General features: G+C 43.6%; 16 protein-coding genes and 1 pseudogene. 10 read left to right on the top strand and 7 right to left on the bottom strand.

Annotation, left to right across the window (positions count from 1 at the left end):
* Positions 1–7: 7 nt before the first annotated feature.
* On the bottom strand, positions 8–1591 hold the full coding sequence (locus AB4180_RS20870; RefSeq protein WP_009846736.1) for an ABC-F family ATPase: 1584 nt from the start codon (positions 1589–1591) through the stop codon (positions 8–10).
* A gap of 461 nt (positions 1592–2052) precedes the next feature.
* Here AB4180_RS20870 and AB4180_RS20865 point away from each other — a divergent pair, with 461 nt between their 5' ends.
* Both AB4180_RS20865 and AB4180_RS20860 read left to right on the top strand, forming a co-directional pair.
* Positions 2053–4398, top strand: coding sequence for an ATP-binding protein (locus AB4180_RS20865; protein ID WP_102250114.1), 2346 nt, complete (start codon positions 2053–2055; stop codon positions 4396–4398).
* A 1-nt stretch (position 4399) separates the two neighbouring features.
* A complete protein-coding gene (locus tag AB4180_RS20860; protein WP_009846738.1) occupies positions 4400–5287 on the top strand; it encodes a mechanosensitive ion channel family protein in 888 nt (295 codons plus the stop codon).
* Positions 5288–5431: 144 nt separating this feature from the next.
* Here the strand turns inward: AB4180_RS20860 and AB4180_RS20855 are convergent, their stop codons facing one another.
* Both AB4180_RS20855 and AB4180_RS20850 read right to left on the bottom strand, forming a co-directional pair.
* Positions 5432–7459, bottom strand: coding sequence for a cache domain-containing protein (locus tag AB4180_RS20855; protein ID WP_102250115.1), 2028 nt, complete (start codon positions 7457–7459; stop codon positions 5432–5434).
* Complete coding sequence (locus tag AB4180_RS20850; protein ID WP_009846740.1) at positions 7449–8912, bottom strand: sigma-54 dependent transcriptional regulator; 1464 nt, start codon at positions 8910–8912, stop codon at positions 7449–7451. The genes AB4180_RS20855 and AB4180_RS20850 overlap by 11 nt, the downstream gene beginning before the upstream one ends.
* Before the next feature lie 303 nt (positions 8913–9215).
* Here AB4180_RS20850 and AB4180_RS20845 point away from each other — a divergent pair, with 303 nt between their 5' ends.
* The 5 genes from AB4180_RS20845 (at position 9216) to AB4180_RS20825 (ending at position 14107) form a co-directional block, all read left to right on the top strand.
* Positions 9216–10022: a substrate-binding domain-containing protein gene (locus AB4180_RS20845; RefSeq protein WP_009846741.1), complete on the top strand. Its 807-nt coding sequence runs from the start codon at positions 9216–9218 to the stop codon at positions 10020–10022.
* A 277-nt stretch (positions 10023–10299) separates the two neighbouring features.
* Positions 10300–10998, top strand: a complete 699-nt coding sequence (locus AB4180_RS20840) for an ABC transporter permease (protein ID WP_009846742.1) — start codon at positions 10300–10302, stop codon at positions 10996–10998.
* Positions 10999–11008: 10 nt separating this feature from the next.
* A complete protein-coding gene (locus AB4180_RS20835) occupies positions 11009–11728 on the top strand; it encodes an energy-coupling factor ABC transporter ATP-binding protein (protein WP_009846743.1) in 720 nt (239 codons plus the stop codon).
* Positions 11706–12290 (top strand): molybdenum cofactor guanylyltransferase MobA, encoded by a 585-nt coding sequence (gene mobA / locus AB4180_RS20830; RefSeq protein ID WP_009846744.1) that lies wholly within the window; start codon positions 11706–11708, stop codon positions 12288–12290. Before AB4180_RS20835 ends, mobA begins: the two co-directional genes overlap by 23 nt.
* On the top strand, positions 12290–14107 hold the full coding sequence (locus tag AB4180_RS20825; RefSeq protein ID WP_009846745.1) for a bifunctional molybdopterin-guanine dinucleotide biosynthesis adaptor protein MobB/molybdopterin molybdotransferase MoeA: 1818 nt from the start codon (positions 12290–12292) through the stop codon (positions 14105–14107). The genes mobA and AB4180_RS20825 overlap by 1 nt, the downstream gene beginning before the upstream one ends.
* A gap of 122 nt (positions 14108–14229) precedes the next feature.
* Here AB4180_RS20825 and AB4180_RS20820 read toward each other — a convergent pair whose 3' ends face one another.
* Positions 14230–16377 (bottom strand): GGDEF domain-containing protein, encoded by a 2148-nt coding sequence (locus AB4180_RS20820; protein ID WP_065680390.1) that lies wholly within the window; start codon positions 16375–16377, stop codon positions 14230–14232.
* A gap of 171 nt (positions 16378–16548) precedes the next feature.
* Here AB4180_RS20820 and AB4180_RS20815 point away from each other — a divergent pair, with 171 nt between their 5' ends.
* On the top strand, positions 16549–16815 hold the full coding sequence (locus AB4180_RS20815) for a DUF2960 family protein (RefSeq protein ID WP_004733780.1): 267 nt from the start codon (positions 16549–16551) through the stop codon (positions 16813–16815).
* Positions 16816–16994: 179 nt separating this feature from the next.
* On the opposite strand, the gene nagK is transcribed toward AB4180_RS20815, so the two are convergent.
* A complete protein-coding gene (gene nagK / locus AB4180_RS20810) occupies positions 16995–17903 on the bottom strand; it encodes an N-acetylglucosamine kinase (RefSeq protein WP_012603950.1) in 909 nt (302 codons plus the stop codon).
* 163 nt (positions 17904–18066) lie between these two features.
* Positions 18067–18813: a tRNA-uridine aminocarboxypropyltransferase gene (locus tag AB4180_RS20805; RefSeq protein WP_017100056.1), complete on the bottom strand. Its 747-nt coding sequence runs from the start codon at positions 18811–18813 to the stop codon at positions 18067–18069.
* A 68-nt stretch (positions 18814–18881) separates the two neighbouring features.
* Here AB4180_RS20805 and AB4180_RS20800 point away from each other — a divergent pair, with 68 nt between their 5' ends.
* The gene (locus AB4180_RS20800; RefSeq protein WP_069591774.1) at positions 18882–19685 is read left to right on the top strand and encodes a sterol desaturase family protein; all 804 of its coding nucleotides are present in this window, start codon (positions 18882–18884) and stop codon (positions 19683–19685) included.
* Between the two features lie 223 nt (positions 19686–19908).
* Here AB4180_RS20800 and AB4180_RS20795 read toward each other — a convergent pair.
* Positions 19909–21954 (bottom strand): annotated as a pseudogene (locus tag AB4180_RS20795) (methyl-accepting chemotaxis protein).
* A 104-nt stretch (positions 21955–22058) separates the two neighbouring features.
* Here AB4180_RS20795 and AB4180_RS20790 point away from each other — a divergent pair.
* A complete protein-coding gene (locus AB4180_RS20790; RefSeq protein ID WP_017097841.1) occupies positions 22059–22544 on the top strand; it encodes a C40 family peptidase in 486 nt (161 codons plus the stop codon).
* Positions 22545–22633 lie beyond the last annotated feature (89 nt).

The raw sequence follows: 22633 nt of genomic DNA, 5'->3' as shown, positions 1-22633 counted from the left end.
TTAAAGCTTAGCCGCGTGCTTTCAAGAACTCAGCGTAAGTACCGCGGAAATCGTTGATCTTGCCATCTTTGATTTCAAGGATACGAGTTGCAAGCGAGTCTACGAATACACGGTCGTGAGATACGAAGAACAATGTGCCTTTGTAGTTCTCAAGAGCCAAGTTAAGCGCTTCGATAGATTCCATATCCATGTGGTTCGTTGGTTCATCCATAAGCAGGATGTTTGGCTTGTGCATCATGATCTTACCAAGAAGCATACGACCTTGTTCACCACCAGAGATAACCTTTACAGATTTCTTAATGTCGTCTTGACCAAACAACATACGACCTAGGAAACCACGAACAACCTGCTCGTCTTCGCCTTCTTGGCGCCATTGGCTCATCCAATCAAACAAGTTCATGTCTGTTTCGAAATCGTGTGCGTGATCTTGAGCGTAGTAACCGATGTTTGAGTTTTCAGACCACTTGTACTCACCAGTACGTGGCTCAAGAGCGCCAGCTAGTGTATTAAGTAGCGTTGTTTTACCCACACCGTTCTCACCGATGATAGCAACACGCTCACCTACTTCGAAAATACCGTCGAACTTGTTGTATAGGTCTTCTTCAAAACCTTGAGATAGGTTTTCAACCACAAGTGCGTTACGGAATAGCTCTTTAGACTGTTCGAAACGGATGAATGGGTTTTGACGGCTAGATGCTTTAACTTCGTCTAGTTGAATCTTGTCGATCTGCTTAGCACGAGACGTTGCTTGCTTCGCTTTAGATGCGTTAGCAGAGAAACGAGATACGAACGTTTGAAGTTCAGCAATTTGTGCTTTCTTCTTCGCGTTGTCAGACAGTAGACGCTCACGAGCTTGTGTCGCTGCCGTCATGTACTCATCGTAGTTACCAGGGAATAGACGAAGTTCGCCGTAATCAAGGTCAGCCATGTGTGTACAAACAGAGTTTAGGAAGTGACGGTCGTGCGAAATGATGATCATTGTGCAGTTACGTTGGTTTAGCGTATCTTCCAACCACTTGATGGTGTCCATGTCCAGGTTGTTCGTTGGTTCGTCAAGAAGCATGATATGCGGGTCTGCAAACAGTACTTGAGACAATAGAACACGAAGTTTCCAACCTGGTGCTACTTCGCTCATTAGACCGAAGTGCATAGATTCTTCAATACCTACCGCAAGAAGAAGCTCACCCGCTTTCGCTTCTGCCATGTAACCGTCCATTTCAGCGAACTGAACTTCAAGATCAGCTACCTTCATGCCGTCTTCTTCGCTCATTTCAGGCAAAGAGTAAATGCGGTCACGCTCTTGCTTAATAGCCCAAAGTTCTTTGTGACCCATGATAACCGTGTCGATTACCGTGAATTCTTCGTAAGCAAATTGGTCTTGGTTTAGTTTAGCTACGCGCTCGTTTGGATCGTAGCTTACGTTACCAGCACTTGGCTCAAGTTCACCAGATAGGATCTTCATGAACGTCGATTTACCACAGCCATTCGCGCCGATTAAACCGTAGCGGTTGCCTTCGCCGAACTTAACTGAAATATTTTCGAAAAGTGGCTTAGCGCCGAATTGTTGGGTGATATTTGCTGTGGAGATCAATGCCGTTACCTTTTTAATGTGAAAAACGCCGCAACGTTACTTGTTCGGGGCTTTAACTGCAAGTCTTGATTGCAATTACCCGCTATTAAGTGAGTGATAACCCAACCAAATCATAGTTTGAGCTGACTCACACTTTTGATTTTCTGTTTATCGACGAAAAGCCGCTGATTTTCAGGGAAAACAAAATATCAAACGGCGCCCTAAAATGGGAGAGATATAACGTCCCAAATCATGCCGACCATTGAATATATCGTATGCTGATTAGTTACAGTAAAACCAACCCGATCAAAGCAGGCACAGACATAGCCAAGATGCTCAAATACTAGACTAATCCCTGACAATTTCATGACAAAATCGATCGAAACAGGAATAAAGTACTCGCCCCCGATACGGGGTTGGATTTCACAAAGTAAGATTATCTAACTATAGTAATCCTAACCTCATAATTCTAAGAGACTTTTATGCGTTCACTATCGCGCTTCTTACTCCTCACTTTAGCCATTCTCTCATGCCCTAGTCATGCCAACTTGGAATACGACTTACAATCTCAGCCGCAGGTATCCGATTCTGCTGTTGACCTCGATGCTCGAATTGATTCGTTACCCGATCCCCTCTTTATGGAGTCGTCGGACCGACGCCAAGTCAATATCTTGTTAGCTGAAGTTCTGCGAGTTCAAAAGCAGGAAATCAAAATCTTCGAGCAACAGATAAAAGCTTATAGAGATAACAACGACGTCGGTCAATGGTTTGAGGTTCAAACCAGTTACGTCACTTTGAATAGCTTAAACGTCAGTAAACAACATCTTCTGGAACAGACGAGCTCTGCGAACAAAGAGCGCTTAACCGGTTTTGGCCCTTATGGTGTTACCCAGTTTAAGCAAGAATGGGAATTAACTAAGCTCAATATTGAGTATCTTGCATACTTCCAAATCCGAAGCTTCAAGGCGTTAGTTAACGATATCTTTATTTCGCCCGTGCCTGTGATTGGTGCGTCGTTAAAAGTGTTGTTCATCTATTTCGGTTTAGTGTGGTGGCTTGCTAACAGCACTCGCTTAATTGAGTTGTTTCGAATTAACTTTCTTGAAGCGAAGACGAATCCTCCTTTCTTGGTTCGTGTCATTTGGTACATCAGCCGCGCTGAAAGTGCGATTGCTTGGCTAATTGCCATCACATTGTCATTGAGAGTGCTTTCTAGTATCCCTAGTCTGCAACATTTGATTTTCCTGGAAATCTTCACGTGGTGGATTCTAGGTGGTTCGATTGCCATCAGCTTTATTTTGGAATTTGCCTACCGTTTGGGGCGTACATCCAATCAAGAAGTGATCGCGCTGCGACTATCGACTATCCGCCGTTACGTGTGGAGCTTCATCGTGGCGGGTGTGATTCTGCAAATATCAAGTATTACGCTAGGCAAAGGCACGATTTATAGTTGGATATATAGCGCCCTGTTTTTCTGGTTTGTATTGGTTACGGTTTCAGTGCTCAAGTTATGGAGAGCGAAAGTCTTCGATACGCTTCAACACATTTCTGATCGTCCGGTATGGGTGAATTGGGCGGTAAACCGTAAGGATACGTTCTTACTTAATGTATTGGCGACGGCCATTGGTATCGTGTGGCTGAGCGTTTACAACTTCCAACACCGCATAATGGCCTTGCTATCTAATTACACGCTGTTTAGCCAAGCTTTGGCGTATCTCTTTAGAATCGAAGTGGCTAAGCAGTCAGATCTTGATAAGAATCAGCAAAACTTGGTTCGAATCAAAGGCGATCAAACGTATGAATACATTCTGCCAGGTAATATAGACAGCACGTTAATTGACTATGCCGGTGACGAGGTTAAGCAACTGTCTCGCTACTTGATGTCTGACAGCCCGGCTATCTGTATTGTTTCAGGCGAGCGTGGTGTGGGCGCGACAACGCTGCTTTATACTTTGCTGCACAAAGTATCTAACGCTGAGCCCGTATATGTAAGCTGCCCTTACGCGGGTTACCAAGAGCTGTTGGCACATCTAGCCGTGAGCATCGGCTTGGAAGAAGAAGCGACTGAAATTCAAATATTAGCGCACCTTCGTAAGAGCAATACCACTTACCTTATCGCGATAGATAACGCTCAACGACTGGTGAAACCAATGGTTGGCGGTCTGTCTGATTTGATTCGTTTGACCAACCTTCTGCGTCGTTCTAAAAAGAACCACCGTGTCGTGATATCGATCGCCAAATCAAGTTGGCGATTTGTGGATAGAGCGCGTGGTGAGCGTCTGCTGTTTGATTTGGTGTGCTTCCTTCCGCGTTGGACAGAGAAACAAGTGGGTGAACTTCTAAATAGCCGTATCAATACGGAGCTTGAGAAGCCGTTGTCTTTTGATGGCTTAGTGGTCCCTAAGCAATGGGACCAAGATGATATGAGTGAAGAAGAACGTGCACGCCAAGGTTTTTATCGAATTTTGTGGCACTACTCTGATGGCAACCCTACCGTTGCGCTGCGTTTCTTCCGACTCTCTTTGAACCGAAATAAAGAGACAGATCAAGCGGTAGTACGTTTATTCCATGTCCCTGAAGCGCAAGAACTAGAGAATATGCCTAAACCTATGTTGGCTGTACTTCGTTCTATTGTACAACTGGAAATCGCTTCTCCAGAAGTGTTGTCTGAATGTACACAGCTGAGCACGGCAGAGATAACGGGGATTCTGCGTTACTTTGAAAGCCGTGGTTATATTGGTTGGCATGAAGAAAAGGCTCGAATTTCCGAGCACTGGTTCCGCCACATTACTAACGTTCTTGATCGTCAACATCTACTGGTGAAGTAAAATGAAGAAGTTATTTATCCTACTATTTGTTGGCTTGGCAAGTGCTGTCAGTTTCCCGACCTTTGCGACGGAAGAGTTAGCTAACGTAGAAAACATCTCTAAGATAGCGAGCTTGGTGCGATGGAGCGGCGTGTTCTTCTCCATGATCGTTATTGCCGCAATGTGGTTGTTGCTTAAGTTCATCAATTCGTTAGTGACCAGTTTTGGTAGTCAGTTCGTGCAATATCGAATGCTGCTACAAAAGCTGCAATCGTTTACTCAGTTCTTTATCTACGTGAGCACCGGTCTTATCGTGTTCATGATGAGCTTTAGAATCAACGACCAAATCTTAGCTTTGATTGGTGGTACGCTCGCCGTGTCGGTCGGCTTTGCGCTTAAAGACTTGGCAGCATCGTTTATCGCCGGCATCACTGTGATGATTGACAGACCGTTTCAGGTTGGTGACCGCGTCACGTTTGAAGGCAACTACGGCGACATCATCACCATTGGTTTACGTTCGGTACGAATGAGAACCCTGAACGATGACATCATTACTATTCCGAACAACAAGTTCTTAAATGAAGTGACCACCAGTGGTAACTATGGCGCATTGGACATGCAAGTGGTGATTCCGTTTTACGTCGGTATGAATGAAGACATCACCCTAGCCCGCGACCTGATTCAAGAAGCCGCGTCTTCAAGTCGTTACATACACTTGCCAAAGCCTGTAACGGTTCTGGTTAAACAGACGATTACCGACAACTACCTAGCGATACAGTTGACGTGTAAGGCTTATGTGGTGGATACCGCGTATGAGAAGTTGTTTGAAACCGACATAACCTTGCGTGTGATGAAAGAGTTTAAGAAGCACAACATCAACCCACCGAAGATTTCAGTGGCAGCGCATTAGGCTTAACGCTTTTCATGTTTTGGGCGCTCGTAATCGTTTGAAATGGCTTGTATTCATTTCAAATGATTAGCCATAAATAAAAACACCTCCGAACTTATCTTAAGTGCGGAGGTGTTTTTTATGTCTTTGTGGTTCAAACTTTGATTAAAGGTTAGACACCAACAACTGCGGTGTGGCTTTTTGCTGAAGATAGATACTAAAGCGACTTCCTTTACCTACTTCGGATTCAACTCGTATTTCGCCGCCCGTTTGGCTCAAAATACTTTGAGAAACGGACAAACCTAAGCCTGTACCGTCTCTTTTGGTGGTATAGAAAGGAGAGAATATACGTTTCAGTTGTTCTTCCTTAATACCACAGCCCTCATCTTCAACATGAACGATCGCACCATGAGATACTCCATTTTCAACCCAATCTTCACTCGAGATAGTCAATGTGCCCTGTCCGTCCATCGCGTGAATCGCGTTCATTTGCAGGTTCACTAGAATTTGCAGCAATTGGTTTCGGTTCACTTCGACTGAGGTTTTAGCATTCAATTGCGAGACATACACAATGCCTTTCTTTTTTGCGCCTGTTTTTACGAGCGTAATACTTTCATCGACAATTGGATTGATATGTTGCCAAGTAATTTCGTCTTGTACACCACCGTGTCGGCTGTATTGAAGTAAGCTTCGTGTGATGTTTCGGATTCGGTCGATCTGCTCCATGATCGCGTGGACTTCTTCGTCTACACGAGCCACTTCATCGCCGAGTTCAAACTTCATTAGTTCAACATTGCCTAGAATTACCGCTGTCGGATTATTGATTTCATGGGCAATACCTGCGGTTAACTCACCTAACGCGGCTAATTTTTCGTTGACCACCAGCTTATCTCTAGCTTGGTTAAGAAGCTGGATGTGCAGTTCGAGTTCTTCCGTTTTCTCTTTCAAACTGGCGGTACGAGAATGAACCTTACATTCGAGTTCAGACGCAGCTTGTTGAATCTCTTGATTACGCTCGTGGAGCAGATCTAACATTTTGTCGAACTGTTTCGCAAGCAACGTAAGTTCGTGTTGATCATCCAAACCCAACGTACCGATTCGCTTGTCTTGCCCCATTTGGACGAGCTTTACGACTTTATGGATGCGTTCAATTGGGTTGAAAAGATCGCGAGCACCACGGTGTACGATCAAACCTGAAGCTAACAGCAGTAATATGATGGTGATGCTGATTTCACCAAGGTTAGTCAGATACGTCTCTACGAGTGGCCAGATTAGATAGCCGGTATAAAGCATGCCAATAACGTTATCAAACTGGTCGTGGATTGGTTGGTAAGCGGTGATGTACCAAGCGTCGTAAACATATGCTCGGTCTAACCACTTTTGCCCTTGATTCAATACTTTTGAATGAACCTCATGAGAAACGCGAGTACCAATTGCGCGCCCTGCACTGTCTTCACTGCTCAACGGTACATTAGTGCTGACACGTAGGTCATCAAGGAACACAGTGACGGTACCTATGCGGCGATTAAAACCATCACGTTGTGGATAGATCAAATTGCTGATCTGATCAACTAACTGTGTGCTGTTGTTAAGTAGGATCCCGCCATCAAGAAAACCAATAACGTGATCATTCTTGTCTCTAATTGACACAACAGTTCGGCTAACTAAACCCCGAGTTTCAACGTTTTGATTATTGAGCATTGGGACTTCGGCTTGCCTTGCAAGGTTTTGGTCTAAATCGTTGAGTTCATTTTGGCTCAATACACTAAAGAACGATTCTTTGCGTGTCAGGTCGAGGTATTCATGCTTTTTCCCCATGCTCTCAACACTTCTCCAACGCAAAAAGTCGAGCTCATAGCGAGATTTGTTTTCAGAAACCCAGCGAGTGAGCTCTTCCTTTGAAATATCACTCGTAAGTTTGATTCGAAAGTTATAAGACTCAGCGAATGCTTGAACGTTATAGGCCTGTTGATTTTGAATTAGATGGATACTGTTGTCGGCAACGTCCAAACGCTCGTCAACATCGATCAAAGCCCCCTGCCACGTATAATGGACAGACCAATACAAAGTGATCGCAACAAGAGCACATAAAGTTAAGATGATCGGCGCTGACGTCAAAAATAACAGACGATAACGCACCATGGTTTTGAACCGGAACGTCCACTTTGACCACCAATGACGTCTAATCGGCATATTCAGAGCCTTCTGTGTTCCAATCTTTATATTTACGCTCTAGCGTTTTCCGTGCAACGCCGAGGTCTCTTGCAGCTGCGGATTTATTACCATCATGAAAACTCACCAGTTGCTCGATATGAGATTTTTCTACTTCTTTGAGTGTCCAAGTGTTGGGGTAACCTTCTGCAGCGTCTACGTTATTCAAGTTTGGTATTTCCGCTCCATGTGACACTGTCACTGAAATGCTGGTGGGCGCAGGATCGCCATTAATTTCGCGCCAATAGTGCGCTGGTGGCTTGTCTAAAAGAATGCATCTTTCGACTAGGTTCTTGAGTTCGCGAATATTTCCTGGCCATTCGTATTCATTCATCGCCAAAATGTCTTCATGCGCCCAGTTTGGGACCGGTACACTAAGTTCACTTGCTAAAAGACGAGTGAAATACGGAACAAGCTCAATTAAATCTGATGGACGTTCTCTCAATGGCACAACATCAATTTTAAGGACATTGAGTCGGTAGAATAGATCGCGACGGAAGTGCCCTTTTTCGACCTCTTGTTGAAGGTTTCGGTTAGTCGCCGCCACTACTCGTACGTCAACGGCAATTTCTTTCTCGCTACCGACTGGACGAATAGTGCGTTGCTCTAACACACGCAACAGCGCTGCTTGCATTGGTAGTGGCATTTCACCAATTTCGTCGAGGAACAAGGTGCCACCACTTGCGACTCTGAATAGACCTTCACGGTTTTTCTTCGCGCCGGTAAATGCGCCAGAGGTATGCCCGAATAGTTCACTTTCAAGAAGTTCTGGGGCGATTGCGCCACAGTTGATTGGCACAAATGGCCCTGTACGTTTACTGGCTTCATGTACACCACGTGCAACTAGCTCTTTACCTGTACCTGACTCACCTTCTATAAGAACGGATGCTCGAGAGGGTGCAAATTGACTGATCAGCAATTTAAGCTGTTTGGTTTTATCTGAGTTACCGATTAACTCGGTCTTGATATGACGGCTAACATCACGCTTCAATGCGTATTGCATTCTTTGGTCAAGGCGCTTATCCATACAACGTAGTACAGCTTGTATCATTTGTTCTAAGTTGAAAGGTTTAAGAATGAAGTCTGAAGCGCCAAGCTTAAGCGCAGATATGGTCATCTCTAGATCAGCATAGCCAGTCATGAAAATAACATCGGCACGTTTGTCGTTGTCGTTAAAAGCCTCTTCCCACTCAATGCCAGAGCGTCCTGGCAGGTTGATATCAAGAACAATGAGATCAAAATGTTCGCTCGAACGCAGTATTTCAGCTTCTTCAACAGACCCTGCACTCGATACCTTGCCAAAGAACTTACCTAGGGCCTTCTTTAGAATAGCCTGCATCCCGACTTCATCGTCCACGACCAAGACGGAAAACGCTTGATATTGAGTCAATGTGTTTGGGTTGAGGTTCGATGCAGGTGAACTAGGTAAAGACATAATGATTAGCCGATGGGGAAAGTTGGGACAGAGTGTACCAATTAACCTTTTGTGCGACAGGGACAATGTGCGACATTTTGTCCTAGCTCATATTTTAATGCATTTTGTTAGCCTAAATGACGCAGTTTTGTTCGATATAACAGCAATTTAATGAAATTTGATGCACTATTTATTGGCATTAAGATTGCTTATTAGGTGTAGATTCCTAATTACAACAATTAGCGTCTTATGCACATGCCCTTCTTTGAGCCCTTTAAAAATAGAGGCATGTCATTCATTTATAACAGAATGGACATAATAATAATGAAAGCAATTCCCCTAACTATTGCAGCTCTATCTATCGTCAGTTACACGGCTAGCAGCGCGGAAGACACCACTCATATCAAATTGGCGACAACCACAAGTACCTACCACTCAGGCTTACTGGACTACTTATTGCCTGAGTTCGAAAAGGATTCTGGTATTAAGGTTGATGTTCTCGCTGCGGGTACGGGTAAATCACTTCGCATGGGTGAAAACGGTGATGTTGATTTGGTAATGACTCACGCACCAAAAGCTGAAGCGAACTTCGTTGAAAAAGGTTACGGCGTTTTACCTCGTAAGCTGATGTACAACGATTTTGTTATCGTTGGCCCACAAAGCGACCCTGCGAAGATTGAATCTCAAAAAGCAGTAGCTGATGTGTTCAAAGCAATCGCGAACAACAACGTGACGTTTGTTTCTCGTGGGGACGACTCTGGTACTCATAAGAAAGAGATGGGTATTTGGGCGCAAACTAAGATGGAGCCGAACTTTGGCGGCTATCGCAGCGTTGGTCAAGGAATGGGCCCAACTCTGAACATGGCGTCTGAAATGCAAGGCTACACCATGACAGACCGCGGTACTTGGTTAGCTTACCAAAACAAACTTGACCTTAAAGTGTTGTTCCAAGGCGACAAGAACCTATTTAACCCTTACCAAGTGATTCTTGTTAACCCAGAACGCTACCCAAGCATCAATTACCAAGCAGCGAAAGTATTCAGTGATTGGTTGGTTAACCCTAAAGGCCAGAAACTGATCAACGACTTTAAACTGCACGGCAAACAGCTATTTGTTGCAAACGCAGAATAGTTGGTTGCAAGCGCAGAATAGCTTGTTGTAAGAAATGAGTCGTGGGTTGTGAGTAAAGCGTAGCGTTGAAGGTTTAACCCTAACCAACTAGCGCTACGCTTAACTAAACAGTCAACGAGACCACCTAAATAATCACGTTTAAAAACCGTCTTGCTTTAAAGGCATTCACGCTTAGAAACAATAGCTGACCAATACAGGCTCAAATAGTTTGTGTCAGCTATGATTAACATCAGACACTACCGATAAAAGCCTATTATCGATTCAAACGAGATACTTCATGACCTTATGGCAAACAACGATTGATGCAATGAATCTACTGGTGAGTTTTGACCACGAATTGTGGCAAATCGTCGCGGTATCCTTCAGTGTATCTTTGTCCGCCATCTCATTAGTGATTGTTCCTGCAATCCTTATGGCTTTCTTACTGGCTTACACCGAATTCCCCGGTAAATGGGCGCTGCTTTCGGTGATCAACACCTTACAAGCGATACCGACCGTGGTAATTGGCTTGTTGATGTACATGATGCTCTCTCGTTCTGGTCCTTTAGGTGACTGGCAATTACTGTTCACGCAAAAGGCGATGATTCTAGGTCAGATGCTGATCTGTTTCCCTATCCTAGTTGCGATGATGCATGGCGCTCTGCAGGCCAGTGACCGCCGAGCAGTAGAAACAGCGCGCACTCTTGGCGTATCAACAACACGAGTCGCGTGTACCTTGATTTGGGAAACTCGTTTCCCTCTATTGGCTGCAACCATTGCTGCCTTCTCTCGTATCGTCACAGAAGTAGGTTGTTCAATGATGGTGGGTGGCAACATTATGGGGATGACAAGAAACATCCCAACAGCTATCGCCATGGAAAGCCACAAAGGCGCATTCGCTCAAGGCGTCGCCCTCGGTATGGTGTTATTAGCATTGGCATTAGCCCTTAACTTTTTCCTTTCCAGTGTGAGAGGAAAAGGCTATTTAAGAACTTAGGAACGCTGTCATGAGTATAAAAATAACAACGCAGCAAATTTCAATGCGCTACAAAGAGCGTGTTTTGTTCCACATCCCCGAATTGTCGATCGGCCCCAACGATGCCATTTATCTCAAAGGGGACAATGGCGTTGGCAAAACGACCCTACTTAAAATCTTATCAGGATTGATCAAGCCGAGCTCTGGCCGTATTCAGTCTCCGACACAAAGCTGGCAACATAGCCTGTTTCCTCGGTTAAAATTTAAAGACATCATCTATCTCCACCAAACTCCTTACCTTTTTGATGGCTCGGTGTACCAAAATGTCGCTTATGGCATTCGCTTTAATAAAGAGAGTCAAAAAGATAAGCGAGCTCAAATAATTAATGCATTAAGAATGGTAGGTTTAGAAACCTTGGCAGATGAGCACATTTCTGTGTTGTCTGGTGGTGAGCGCCAACGCGTGGCAATGGCCCGTGCTTGGATTCTTAAGCCTTCAATCTTGCTTATGGATGAACCAAGTGCTTCTTTAGACAAAGAATCTATTGAAAGATTGGTGATTATGGCCGAAGATCTTCTTCAGAGAGGCGCGAGTTTGGTCATCACTAGCCACCAAACTAACGCGTTAACCGATTTATGTAAGAAGCAGTGGTGGATCAAGGACAACACTTTGACTGAATCACCGCTTCTGCAAGTTATTAAAAAGAACAAAGCACAAGAGAATATTTATGCTGCTTCCAACGCAAACTAGTTGGGTTATTTTGGCTGGCGGACAAGCCAGCCGCATGGGCGGAAAAGATAAAGGACTCGTTGAGCTCAACGGTTCTCCGCTCATTCAATACGTTATTAACAAGCTGTCACAACAAGATGTCAGCATTACCATCAATGCCAACCGTAACTTAGACAGTTACCAAGCATTTGCACCGGTTGTTTCCGATTCTTTCCCTGACTATCCAGGCCCATTGGGCGGCATTCATGCTGGCCTTAAAAACGCGAGCACAGATTGGGTCGGCTTTGTCCCTTGCGACAGCCCACAGATTAGTGATGACCTTGTTGAACGTTTTTGTGCAGCAGTAAAAGAAGACAGCGACATTCTTGTCGCGCATGATGGCGAATTTAAGCAACCAGTATTCACCCTATTCCACAAACGTGTTCTACCAAAGTTAGAAGCGTTTTTGGAACGTGGTGATCGTAAAATTATCTTGCTGTACAAAGAGTGTGTCACGGAATACGTTGATTTTAGCGATTCTCCTAACTGCTTTGTTAATCTCAACACGCCAGAAGAACTCACCCAATTCGGAACGCTTCAATAATGAAAGATTCTAAACAACGCCCTAACCTTCCTCTATTGGGGTTTGCTGCTTACAGTGGCACAGGCAAAACAACCGTATTAGAAGCTCTGCTTCCTTTATTGACAGAGTCGGGTTTAAAAGTTGGTGTGCTAAAACATGCTCACCACGATTTTGATGTCGATAAGCCGGGCAAAGACAGCTACCGTTTACGCAAAGCGGGCGCAAATCAAATGCTGATAGCTTCGCGTAACCGTCATGTGATGATGACTGAGACTCCAGAAGCAGAAGCCGATTTTGATTACCTGTTGACTCGTTTTGATACCAACACACTTGATCTGATTTTGGTTGAAGGCTGTAAGAACATTGCTTTCCCTAAAATCGAGCTTCACCGTGATGAAGTGGGTAAACCTTGGTTGTACCAAAACGATGACAACATCATTGCTATTGCTGCTGATAGCCACGTTGAATCTGACTTACCTCAAATGTCGATCAACGACTTAGAAGCGATTCGTGATTTCATCATCGATTACGCGCAGTCCTTTGACCTTTCCTCTACAAAAGGCAAAGCAGCGTCATGCTCATCTTCAAAAGACGCAGCGCCCGCGGTGTGTTGTGATTCGTTCTCTCCAGCAGGTTTAACCGTAACTCAGGGCCAACAAAAGATTGTTGATAGCATTGACGCGCTTGATCTCACAGAGAGTGTTGAATTACTGCAAGGCTACGGTCGTGTGTTGGCTGAAGATGTGATCTCGCCAATCAACGTCCCACAGAATACTAATTCTGCAATGGATGGCTACGCGATTCGTAGTGAAGATCTTGAATTGGATAGCTACAACATTGTTGCTGAAGTTATGGCTGGTCACAGCTACGACAAAACCGTTCAACAAGGTGAAGCTGTTAAGATCATGACGGGTGCACCAATGCCAGATGGCGTTGATGTTGTTGTGATGCGTGAGCAAGCCGTGCAAGATGGCGATAAAGTTAGCTTCCCAGATGCGAAAATCTCCGTTGGACAAAATGTCCGTATGGCCGGTGAAGATTTAGAAATTGGCCAACCTGTCTTTACACGTGGCACACGCATCGAAGCACCAGAAATGGGTATGATGGCGTCGTTAGGTTTCGGTACCTGCCCTGTTCTGCGTAAAGTGAAGGTGGGTGTGTTCTCAACGGGTGATGAAGTTCAGGCACCGGGCGTTGAGCAAAAGCCAAACTCTATCTACGACTCGAACCGTTTCACTATCATCGGCATGCTTCAAAAGCTAGGTTGCGACATCGTTGATTACGGCATTATCGAAGATGACGAACAAAAGATGATGGATGTACTTCATGCTGCGTCGTTAGAGACCGATATGGTTCTGACTTCTGGTGGCGTGTCTGTTGGTGATGCTGACTACATCAAACTCGCGTTAGATAAGTTGGGTGAGATTAACTTCTGGCGTATCAACATGCGTCCAGGTCGCCCTCTTGCTTACGGCAAAATTGAAGACAAACCTTTCTTCGGTTTACCTGGCAACCCAGTAGCCGTGATGGTGTCGTTCATTAACTTTGTAGAACCTGCAATCCGCAAGCTACAAGGTCAAACTAACTGGACACCAGTGAAAGCGAACGCGATAGCGACTGAGCAATTACGTTCTCGTCAAGGTCGTACTGAGTTCAGCCGTGGCGTGTTCTCAATGAACGAATCAGGCGTGCTTGAAGTAAAAACAACCGGTAAGCAAGGTTCAGGTATTCTACGTTCAATGAGCGAAGCAAACTGTCTAATCGAGATTTCACCAGCGGTAGACACTGTAAAAGCCGGTGAAACGGTGACGATCATTCCTTTGCAAGGTCGTGTGTAAATAAACAAGATTGTTAGCTTTAAGCTAGCGAATTCAGAGTAATACATACTCTAAATAGATGAAGCCCCTGATATTGGATATCAGGGGCTTTCTTTTTATGGGGGGTTGTATACAGAGTTGAACTAAACAAGCTCGACTTTAAGTAATCTGCAATCGACCAAATTATAGTTGTTACGGCCATTTTCTTTGATTTGATAGAGCTGTTTGTCTGCAATATCACAAATCATTTTAAAGTTTCGATCCACATTGTCACTGGCTAAGTCGACGTTAACCCCACCAATAGAGAGTGTTAATTGTTCCGCATAGAGAGCTTTAGGGTTTGCTAATTTGACTTCATTTAACATCTTTCGCAGAGTGACAACCTTATTTTCAATATCACTACTACTCTGTCCGAAGCAAATCGCCATGAACTCATCACCGCCATATCTGAAAAGGTAGTCATTCTTGGTTGTGAATGTTTTTTTAAGTAAGCGACTGATAATACGAAGCGCTTCGTCGCCCTCTAAATGCCCATGAAAATCGTTATAAGCTTTATACTCGTCAACATCGATCATAAGGACCGCTAGAGATTGTTTTTGGTAGTAAGCGTTATGTATTAAGACTGGCGTGATGTTATCTAATTGATATCTATTAGCTAGACCTGTTAGTGGGTCAGTAGTACTCAAGATTTCGAGTGTTTGATTCGCACTTTCTAAACGCTGTCGTTGCTTTTGATTTTCTAGCGACACGGCAATAAAGCTAGCTAAATGTTCTATAAGCTGACAGTGGTGTTCCTGATATTGGTTTGGTAGATGATGCTGAACTGACAGAAAGCCGATTAATTTTTCATTAAGAATGATTGGCGTTAGAATCATTGAGTTAGTATCAAGCTCGCCACGAAACGTAACGAAATTATCGTCTTGTGTGGTTTTACCGATATAGGGTTCTAGAGCCGCATCTGTCGCGCTATTAAAATGAACGGTAGCTCGCTTGCGAATCACATACGTACCAATGGTTTGGTTCTCTTGGCAAACTACTTTTAGGTTCGGTATTAATCCTTGAGTATCAACAAAATAGCGGTAGTCGAGTATGTCTGATTTATCGTCATACATAGCAATCCCAAACTCAGATGTTGGTAGAATCATATTTATCTTATGGAGTATCTCAGGCAGTACGCTTTCTAAATCTGCAGCGGTTGCTATGAATTGACCAATATCAGTGAGCGCACCCATATATTTTTGCATTTGAGTCAGAACGTCATTTTTCTTCTTACTCTGAATGGTACCTACCCCTTCTAGAATACGTTCGCTCTGTTCGCGCTCATAACTTCTCATGTGTTTTTCTAAAAGATCCACATGCTGAGTTTGAAGTGCCGCTAAACCAGACCAATCCTCTTCATCTCGAAAGAGCTTCGCCTTAGTTTGGGCATAGATAGCATAAGAACGGTAACTACTCTTTAGATCAAAATTCTGTTCGAGAAAAGCGCACCCTACTTTTGCTTGTTCTCGCTCTCCAATGCCTTCTAAGAATTGAAACCAGTAAACCAAATTTTCTTTTCGATTATGCTCATCTCTCGATTTTTTGAAGTGCTCTTCTGCCTGATAAAATGCATCTAATACATCACTATCATCGAAGCCTCCCCACAAGAGCATGGTTTGCCCTAGGTAACTATGACAAAGAGCTATCGTCCTGTGACTAGAAAGCGAGGTGCCTATTCTTTTCGCTTCCATAATGGCGCTAACCGCTTGCTCAAACTCATTTGTATGTGCACAGCTATAGGCTAGGTTTAAATGGCTGACAGCACAATCTAACAGGCGATTCGCATTTTGAGATGAAATAATGGCTTTACGAGCATATTGCTTCGCTTGTTCGTATTTTTCTAAGCTTAAGTGCAAGTCACTTAGATTACAGAATATAAGTGACTTAAAATTGTCATCAACTAGGTGTAAGTTTTCTAGTGTTTCTGAGTAACAAGCATACGCTGATTGATAATCACCACGAATGTTGTGGGTAGACGCAAGTAACCCGATGACAAATACATATAGTTGAATTTCTTCAGGAGCAATGACGTTTAGGCAGGCTTTATAATGCTCAGCAGCGTCAGAAAGGTTATCGTGGCGATAGCTTGTGAAACCTTTAAGGAAAAGCGCGATTGAATCCGGGATCGGTTGATTATTAGCTTCGCATAGACTCGTTATTCTGTCTTCGACTTCTTTTAATCCTTTGATTCCAGGGTAGTTCTGGATTCGCGTTATAATTCCCATGATCTTTGGGTAAAGCGTATTGCTCATAAGTTCCGTTTAAGTCAGCCAGATTAAAAAATAACGAATAGTATACCACAAAATGCTTATTACACATTCCATTCATGAGGCTAATAAGTGGTAATTTCCTATCATTATCTTGAGTGGCGTACTGTTTTTATGTAGAGTGCGCGCAAAGTAATAATTATATTGGAGAGCACTATGGCTCGTACCATTCTGTACACTTATAAAGATGAAGACAAAGAGTTATTGTTTTCGAAACAAGAACACCGCACGATCCAAGAAGCTGTTGCAGCCGCTGAAGGTATCGACATCACTGAGTATCTAAAAACTGAGCAGCAGCTTGAGTTCATTTCTGATACTAAAGCGGTTCGTAACTACCAAGACAACTATTTCCGTAAGCTTGGTTTTACTAAGCTTACATTGAAGCAAAAAGACAACCTTGGTGTTGGTAAAAAGAAGAAGTAAGCCCTCTGGCTCTTTTTCTTGATATGTAGCTTCTAGCTTTTCGTTTGTAATTAGAGCTAAGAGCTGAAGAAACGAAAACACTGAACAATAAAAAATGCCGCAACCTCTTTCGAGATTGCGGCATTTTTAGTTGTTCTTTTTAACTATCTAACCTTAGCTAGCTTAACGGTAAGTAACGATTACTTAATGTTAAGGAATGCAGCGCCACGAACACCGCCTGAATCACCGTGTTTCGCTTTGATGATTTTCGGACACTTCGCTACAGACAGTAGGTATTTAGGGATACGCTTTGGCATCTCTTCGTAGATAAGTTCGAAGTTTGAAAGTCCGCCACCCAGTGCAACAACGTGTGGGTCAAGACCCGTAAACAGGTTTGCAAAACAGATAGCCAATAGCTCCATAAAGCGATCTACGTGCTCAGCGGCTTTTGATTCGCCTTCGTTGTATGCTTGAATGATCTCGATCGCTTTCTTCTTCTCACCGAAGTAGTGCTCGTAAATCAGTTCGAAGCCGCGACCCGATAAGTAACTGTCTAAACAACCTTTCTTACCACAACCACAACCCAGTAGCGGTGCGTTGTCGCCAAGGTGGAACCAAGCATCTAGAGGAAGGCGCATATGACCTAATTCACCAGCAACGTGGTTACGACCAGAGAACACTTTACCTTCATAAACTAAACCGCCACCGAAGCCTGTACCTAGAATTAGGCCTGCTACTGATGGTTCGTCTTTAAGTTCATCATCCCACGCTTCTGAAAGCGCAAAACAGTTTGCATCATTTTCAATTTTGACACTACGACCAATAAGCGCTTCTAGGTCTTTGCGTAGTGGTTTCCCCGTTGAAGCTGGTACGTTAACAACCAGCATTGTGCCGTCGTCAGCATCTTCCATTCCAGGAAGACCAAGACCAATTTTGCCTTCGCAAGAAAATTCGTTGTCGTACTTCTTTACCAAACCAGCAATTGTATCAAGTAGCAGTTGATAATCTTCAGTGGGCGTTGGTACGCGTTCTGTCGCTACTCGCTCAAGTTTTTCATTGAATGCACCAAACTCAATCTTTGTGCCGCCAACATCGAAGCCGTAATACATGAAATCTCTCCAATTTTTCCCTAAATTCGGGCAAATAAATTTTTGTAAATAAACAACTAAAGAGCATTATCCATAACACTCCCCCTACAAACCGTGATAGATGACAAACTTATCCCGTGTTTGAGTTTGTTTGAACAACAAGTCAGCACAAAGCGGTTAAAGGTTAGAGTGACTTCTCACTTTTAGTATGATCTATGAAAGCATTCAGGCTCGGTTTGGTTGGATCTGACTTATAACGTGTCTTACTTAACATGTAACTTTCCCGAAATGTCTCAAACCATAGCTGTAAAGTCTTGGCACCCTGCTCTTCACCAGCCTGTTTCAAAACCAAGCTCGCCACTTCTGCTGTCGAAAGATGTTGTTCGTTGTCTGACTTTCGCATCATGTATTGAGAAACTGACTCAGGCTCAATCGATAACACAGGTAAATCTTGCAGATATTCTGAGCGACGAAAAATTCGACGTGCCTCGCGCCAGCTACCATCAATAAAGATCAGCAATAGTGTTTTGTTTGGGTCACGCATTTGTGGCAGATCTTGAACCACGCGTGTTTTGTCGTCGGTATAGTCTTCAGGGAACACGATCACAGGTTGGTATTTGTCGTCTTTTAGAACATCCAACATCTCTTGATTTGGCTCAGTACGATGCCAAAGGTAGGCGTAACTGTCTTTTACCGTATCAACAATTAAACGACCGGTGTTACTTGGTTTTAAGATTTCGTTGTCTGACAAGATCAACATAGTCGCGACGTTCGTATCAATGTTAGGTTGATGCTCGCAGATACAGCTGTCTTGTTTTATTTTACAGAACTCACATCGCACTACTTTACACCCGCGCGCATTAAACGGCTTAGTAGCAATGGATAAACGGTGTTGATATAAACGGTGAAAAGCGTGGATTCTCATGGACAATAACGATAGATCTAGAAAAGTGGCACGATTGTACTTACAGTGACCCTAGAATGATAGAAGGAATTCCCATGCAAGACCCATCCCTGCTTCGCCTTGTTTGTTTTATTGTCGTTTTTGGATCATGTGCGCTTTGGGAGTACCGCTTTCCACGTAAAACGCTGACTCAGAGTAAATGGTTTCGTTGGGGAAACAACTTTGCGTTGGTTGCTTTAAACAGTTTTCTATTAGCCACTCTAATTCCAATCGCAGCATTTCAAGCGGCGGTTATCGCACAAGAAAGCCAATGGGGTCTATTCAATACCCTGTCACTTCCTAAAGAACTCAGCATTCTCATCTGTGTTTTACTGTTAGATTGCGCTATTTACCTGCAGCATTTGGTGTTTCACCGTGTTTCATGGCTATGGAAGTTACACCGAGTTCATCATGCAGATCTAGATATTGATGTCACAACCGGAACTCGTTTTCATCCAATCGAGATGATTATTTCAATGCTGATTAAAGTGAGTTTAGTGATCGCGCTTGGTATACCTGTCATCGCTGTTGTCATCTTTGAAATTGTTCTTAACGCCAGCGCGATGTTTAACCACAGCAATGCGCGTCTGCCACTGTGGATTGATAAGCGATTGAGAAAAGTGATTGTGACACCAGACATGCACCGAGTTCATCACTCGGTCATTGTTAAGGAAACGCACTCAAACTTTGGTTTTTTCTTATCGGTGTGGGACATTTGGTTCAAAACCTATCGCGCTCAACCTAAGCTTGGCCATGATAACGTTCAGATTGGCGTTCCAGAGATTCAAGATGGTAAAGAGCAACGGTTAGACTTAATGCTACGTCAGCCATTTGCACGATTCCCGACAACGAAAGACTAGGTTCGAATTCAGTTGAGTCTCAAGTTTAAACTGAGGTCAAACCTATCTTAATAACAAACCTATCTTAATAACAAACCCGTCTCCATAACAAACCAAGCTTAATACCAAAGCAAAACGCCCTTAGATTCTTGTGAAAACTTAAGGGCGTTTCTGTATCAATAGGAATTTAAGCGTACTTGGTGCTTCAACTATTATGCTGTCAGGCTTAACTCAGCACGCTCGTTTATTTCAACACGTATTTATGAAGCATAGCTTGTTGGTGCCCTGCTATCTCTCCGACTTGCTCTGAACTCTCGATCATGGATTCAAGCTGTAACTTAGTATTCTCGCCTTGTTCAGAAACACGAGTGATCGAATGTGTCACATCCACCGTTGCACGTGCCTGTTGCTCAGTCGCCACCATGATTTGTTCAACACGTCCTTTAATCTGGCTAACCGCTACCTCGATTTTTTCAAACGCTTGTTTCACATCTCCACTGGTTTCCAGTGCATTCGCCATTTCGTTTCTCGACTCTGTTACAGACGCCCGTGAGCGATCAGCTGCTGCTACCAATTCATTCATCATATTTCGCATATTAGTGGTTTGCTGGGAAGTATCGCTGGCTAGTTTTCTTACTTCATCGGCGACCACTGCAAAGCCTCGGCCTTGATCTCCTGCTCGAGCTGCTTCTATTGCTGCATTCAATGCGAGTAAGTTAGTGTTGTCAGCAATGCCGCTGATCATGTCGACCATTTCGCGAATCTGTTTAACACGCCCGTCTAAGTCGGCCATCGATTATTCATTCATGCTTAGAGAGTGTTCTAGTGCATGCAGTCGCTGCTGGTTAAGTCCAACAACTTGACTCCCTGTTACTGACTCACTTTCAGCAAGCTGGGCGTCATCATTCGAGGCGTTAGAAATACGTGCAATTTCACCAATAGATGCTTCAAGCTCTGTAATGGTGGTAATCATGTTTTGAAGTGATTCATTTTGCTCGTGTAAGCTTGAGTTAGTTTGCTCTGCGGCATCGTGACTGACTTCCGCGGTTTGATAAAGCGTTTCACAGTTTCGTGTTACCAAGCGCACCGAATCAGCGGTTGAGTCGACAACAGAATTAAGTTTTGATGCGATAACTTGCAATTCCAATGGGCCAACTAATTGACTCTGTTTTGAAAAATCGTGTTCCGCGAGTAAGCTCATTTGTTGAGTAATGTTCCTGAGTCCTTTGTTCACCCAGTGACGCAATACGAACCATGAAATAGAAATGATGGCCGTTATCACTAATCCGCTAATAAATAGTACTTTGTCTATCGTCGCAATTGTCTGATTGACCACAAACTCGCTTTCATCAATTAAAATGGAAGCGGTGTTCGATAGTTGATTTAAGGTCCCTATCACGGTGTTAGCCAGATAGATGACTTTTGCTAAGTCGGCTTCTTGTTGCTCAACAAGTTCTAGCTTTTGCAGGATTTGTCTTAATACACCGTTATCTGCAAAGCCAGATTTAACCATCTCATAAGGCGCTGTTAAGCTTGCGAACTCTACGATGTCTGGATGCCATTCAGAAAAGTCATCATACGCGAGGTTAATGCCTGCAATTCGATTTCGAAGCTCTCTGTATTCGTCTTGCGCTTTTTCTAAGTCTGATTGCATCATCAACATTAGGAAGGTGTTCGCCATTGCAGAAGCACTCGCTGTGAATCGGTTAGCCGCATCGGAAGCCTCTGGGTTGTTCTGAACAAGGAAAGAACTGATACGGTTCATTTCAGGTCCGATAGAACTCACACCATAGCGAAACTCAGTGACTTGGCCATCGATGAGGTTTTGCTTATTCTGAATTTCAATTTGAGAAGACAACACTTGGCTAGTCATCAATTGTAAGGTCGCCATGTTCTCGGTTAAGTCTTGTTTTTGTTCAACGGAAATCGCGTCAGGAAAAGATTGGGATATGAAGAGGAGTTCTTCTAGCGTTTGGTTACTTTCGGCAACTAACACGTCGATCGAGTTGCCTGTTGTGTTAAGCGTATTTAGGTCGGTTGATTGGGTGCTATAAGTAAGAAGTTTTACCTGCTCCAACACGCTTTGTGTTAATTCGGCGTTGTTTAATGCAAGAGGTAATGCTTGTTCCGAAAGTGCTTCAAAATGGCCCCCGACCCGATCGACGCCTCGGAGACTGACCAAAGATAAAAAGATGACGAGCAAAAGAATGGAAATAAATACAGCGGTGACGGTTTGAATGAGCGAGAATGTATAACGTGAAGGTTTTATTGATAAATTTGTGTCGGGCATGTGAAATCCAGTTTGACTACGAAAAAAGATATCCTTAAGTTAGTTCGTATACTAGAAGTCCTTGATGACGTTTATATTTCAGTTTTTTGTCAGAAGAGTTACATATGAAATTCAGAAAAATGGCTGTAGTTACAATAACTTTAGCAACATTGGCTGCTTGTAGCTCGACGCCATCCCCTTCTCAGCTTAGTCAAACCGCACACAAGCCTCTGTCAAAGTTAGAGCAATCAACGACCAATGCGTATATGAGTGTGTATGAACAGTGGAAAGGTGTGCCATATCATTTCGGTGGGACTTCATTTAGAGGCGTAGATTGCTCTGCTTTCGTTCAAATCGCAGTGCAAACTGCGACCCAGCAAGCCTTACCGAGAACCACAAAAGATCAAGTTAAAAAGGGAAAGGAAATAGCGTATGGACAGGCAATAAGTGGTGACTTGGTGTTTTTCAAAACATCGATGACGGTACGACACGTCGGAGTATATTTAGGAAACAATCAATTCTTACATGCTTCGACATCGAAAGGTGTCATTATATCGAGATTGGATAACCCTTATTGGGCCTCTAAGTTTTGGCATTTTAGGCGTTTATAGTGATTAAAAGATTAACTGATAACACAGTTGCTTTGAAGGTACTATTTAAACGCCTATCGCTGTTTAGCCTAGTAAATGTACTAGAAGCT

Source organism: Vibrio sp. 10N.286.49.C3, from assembly GCF_041469545.1.
Taxonomy (GTDB): domain Bacteria; phylum Pseudomonadota; class Gammaproteobacteria; order Enterobacterales; family Vibrionaceae; genus Vibrio; species Vibrio tasmaniensis_A.
This window is presented reverse-complemented; position numbering and strand designations above follow the sequence as displayed.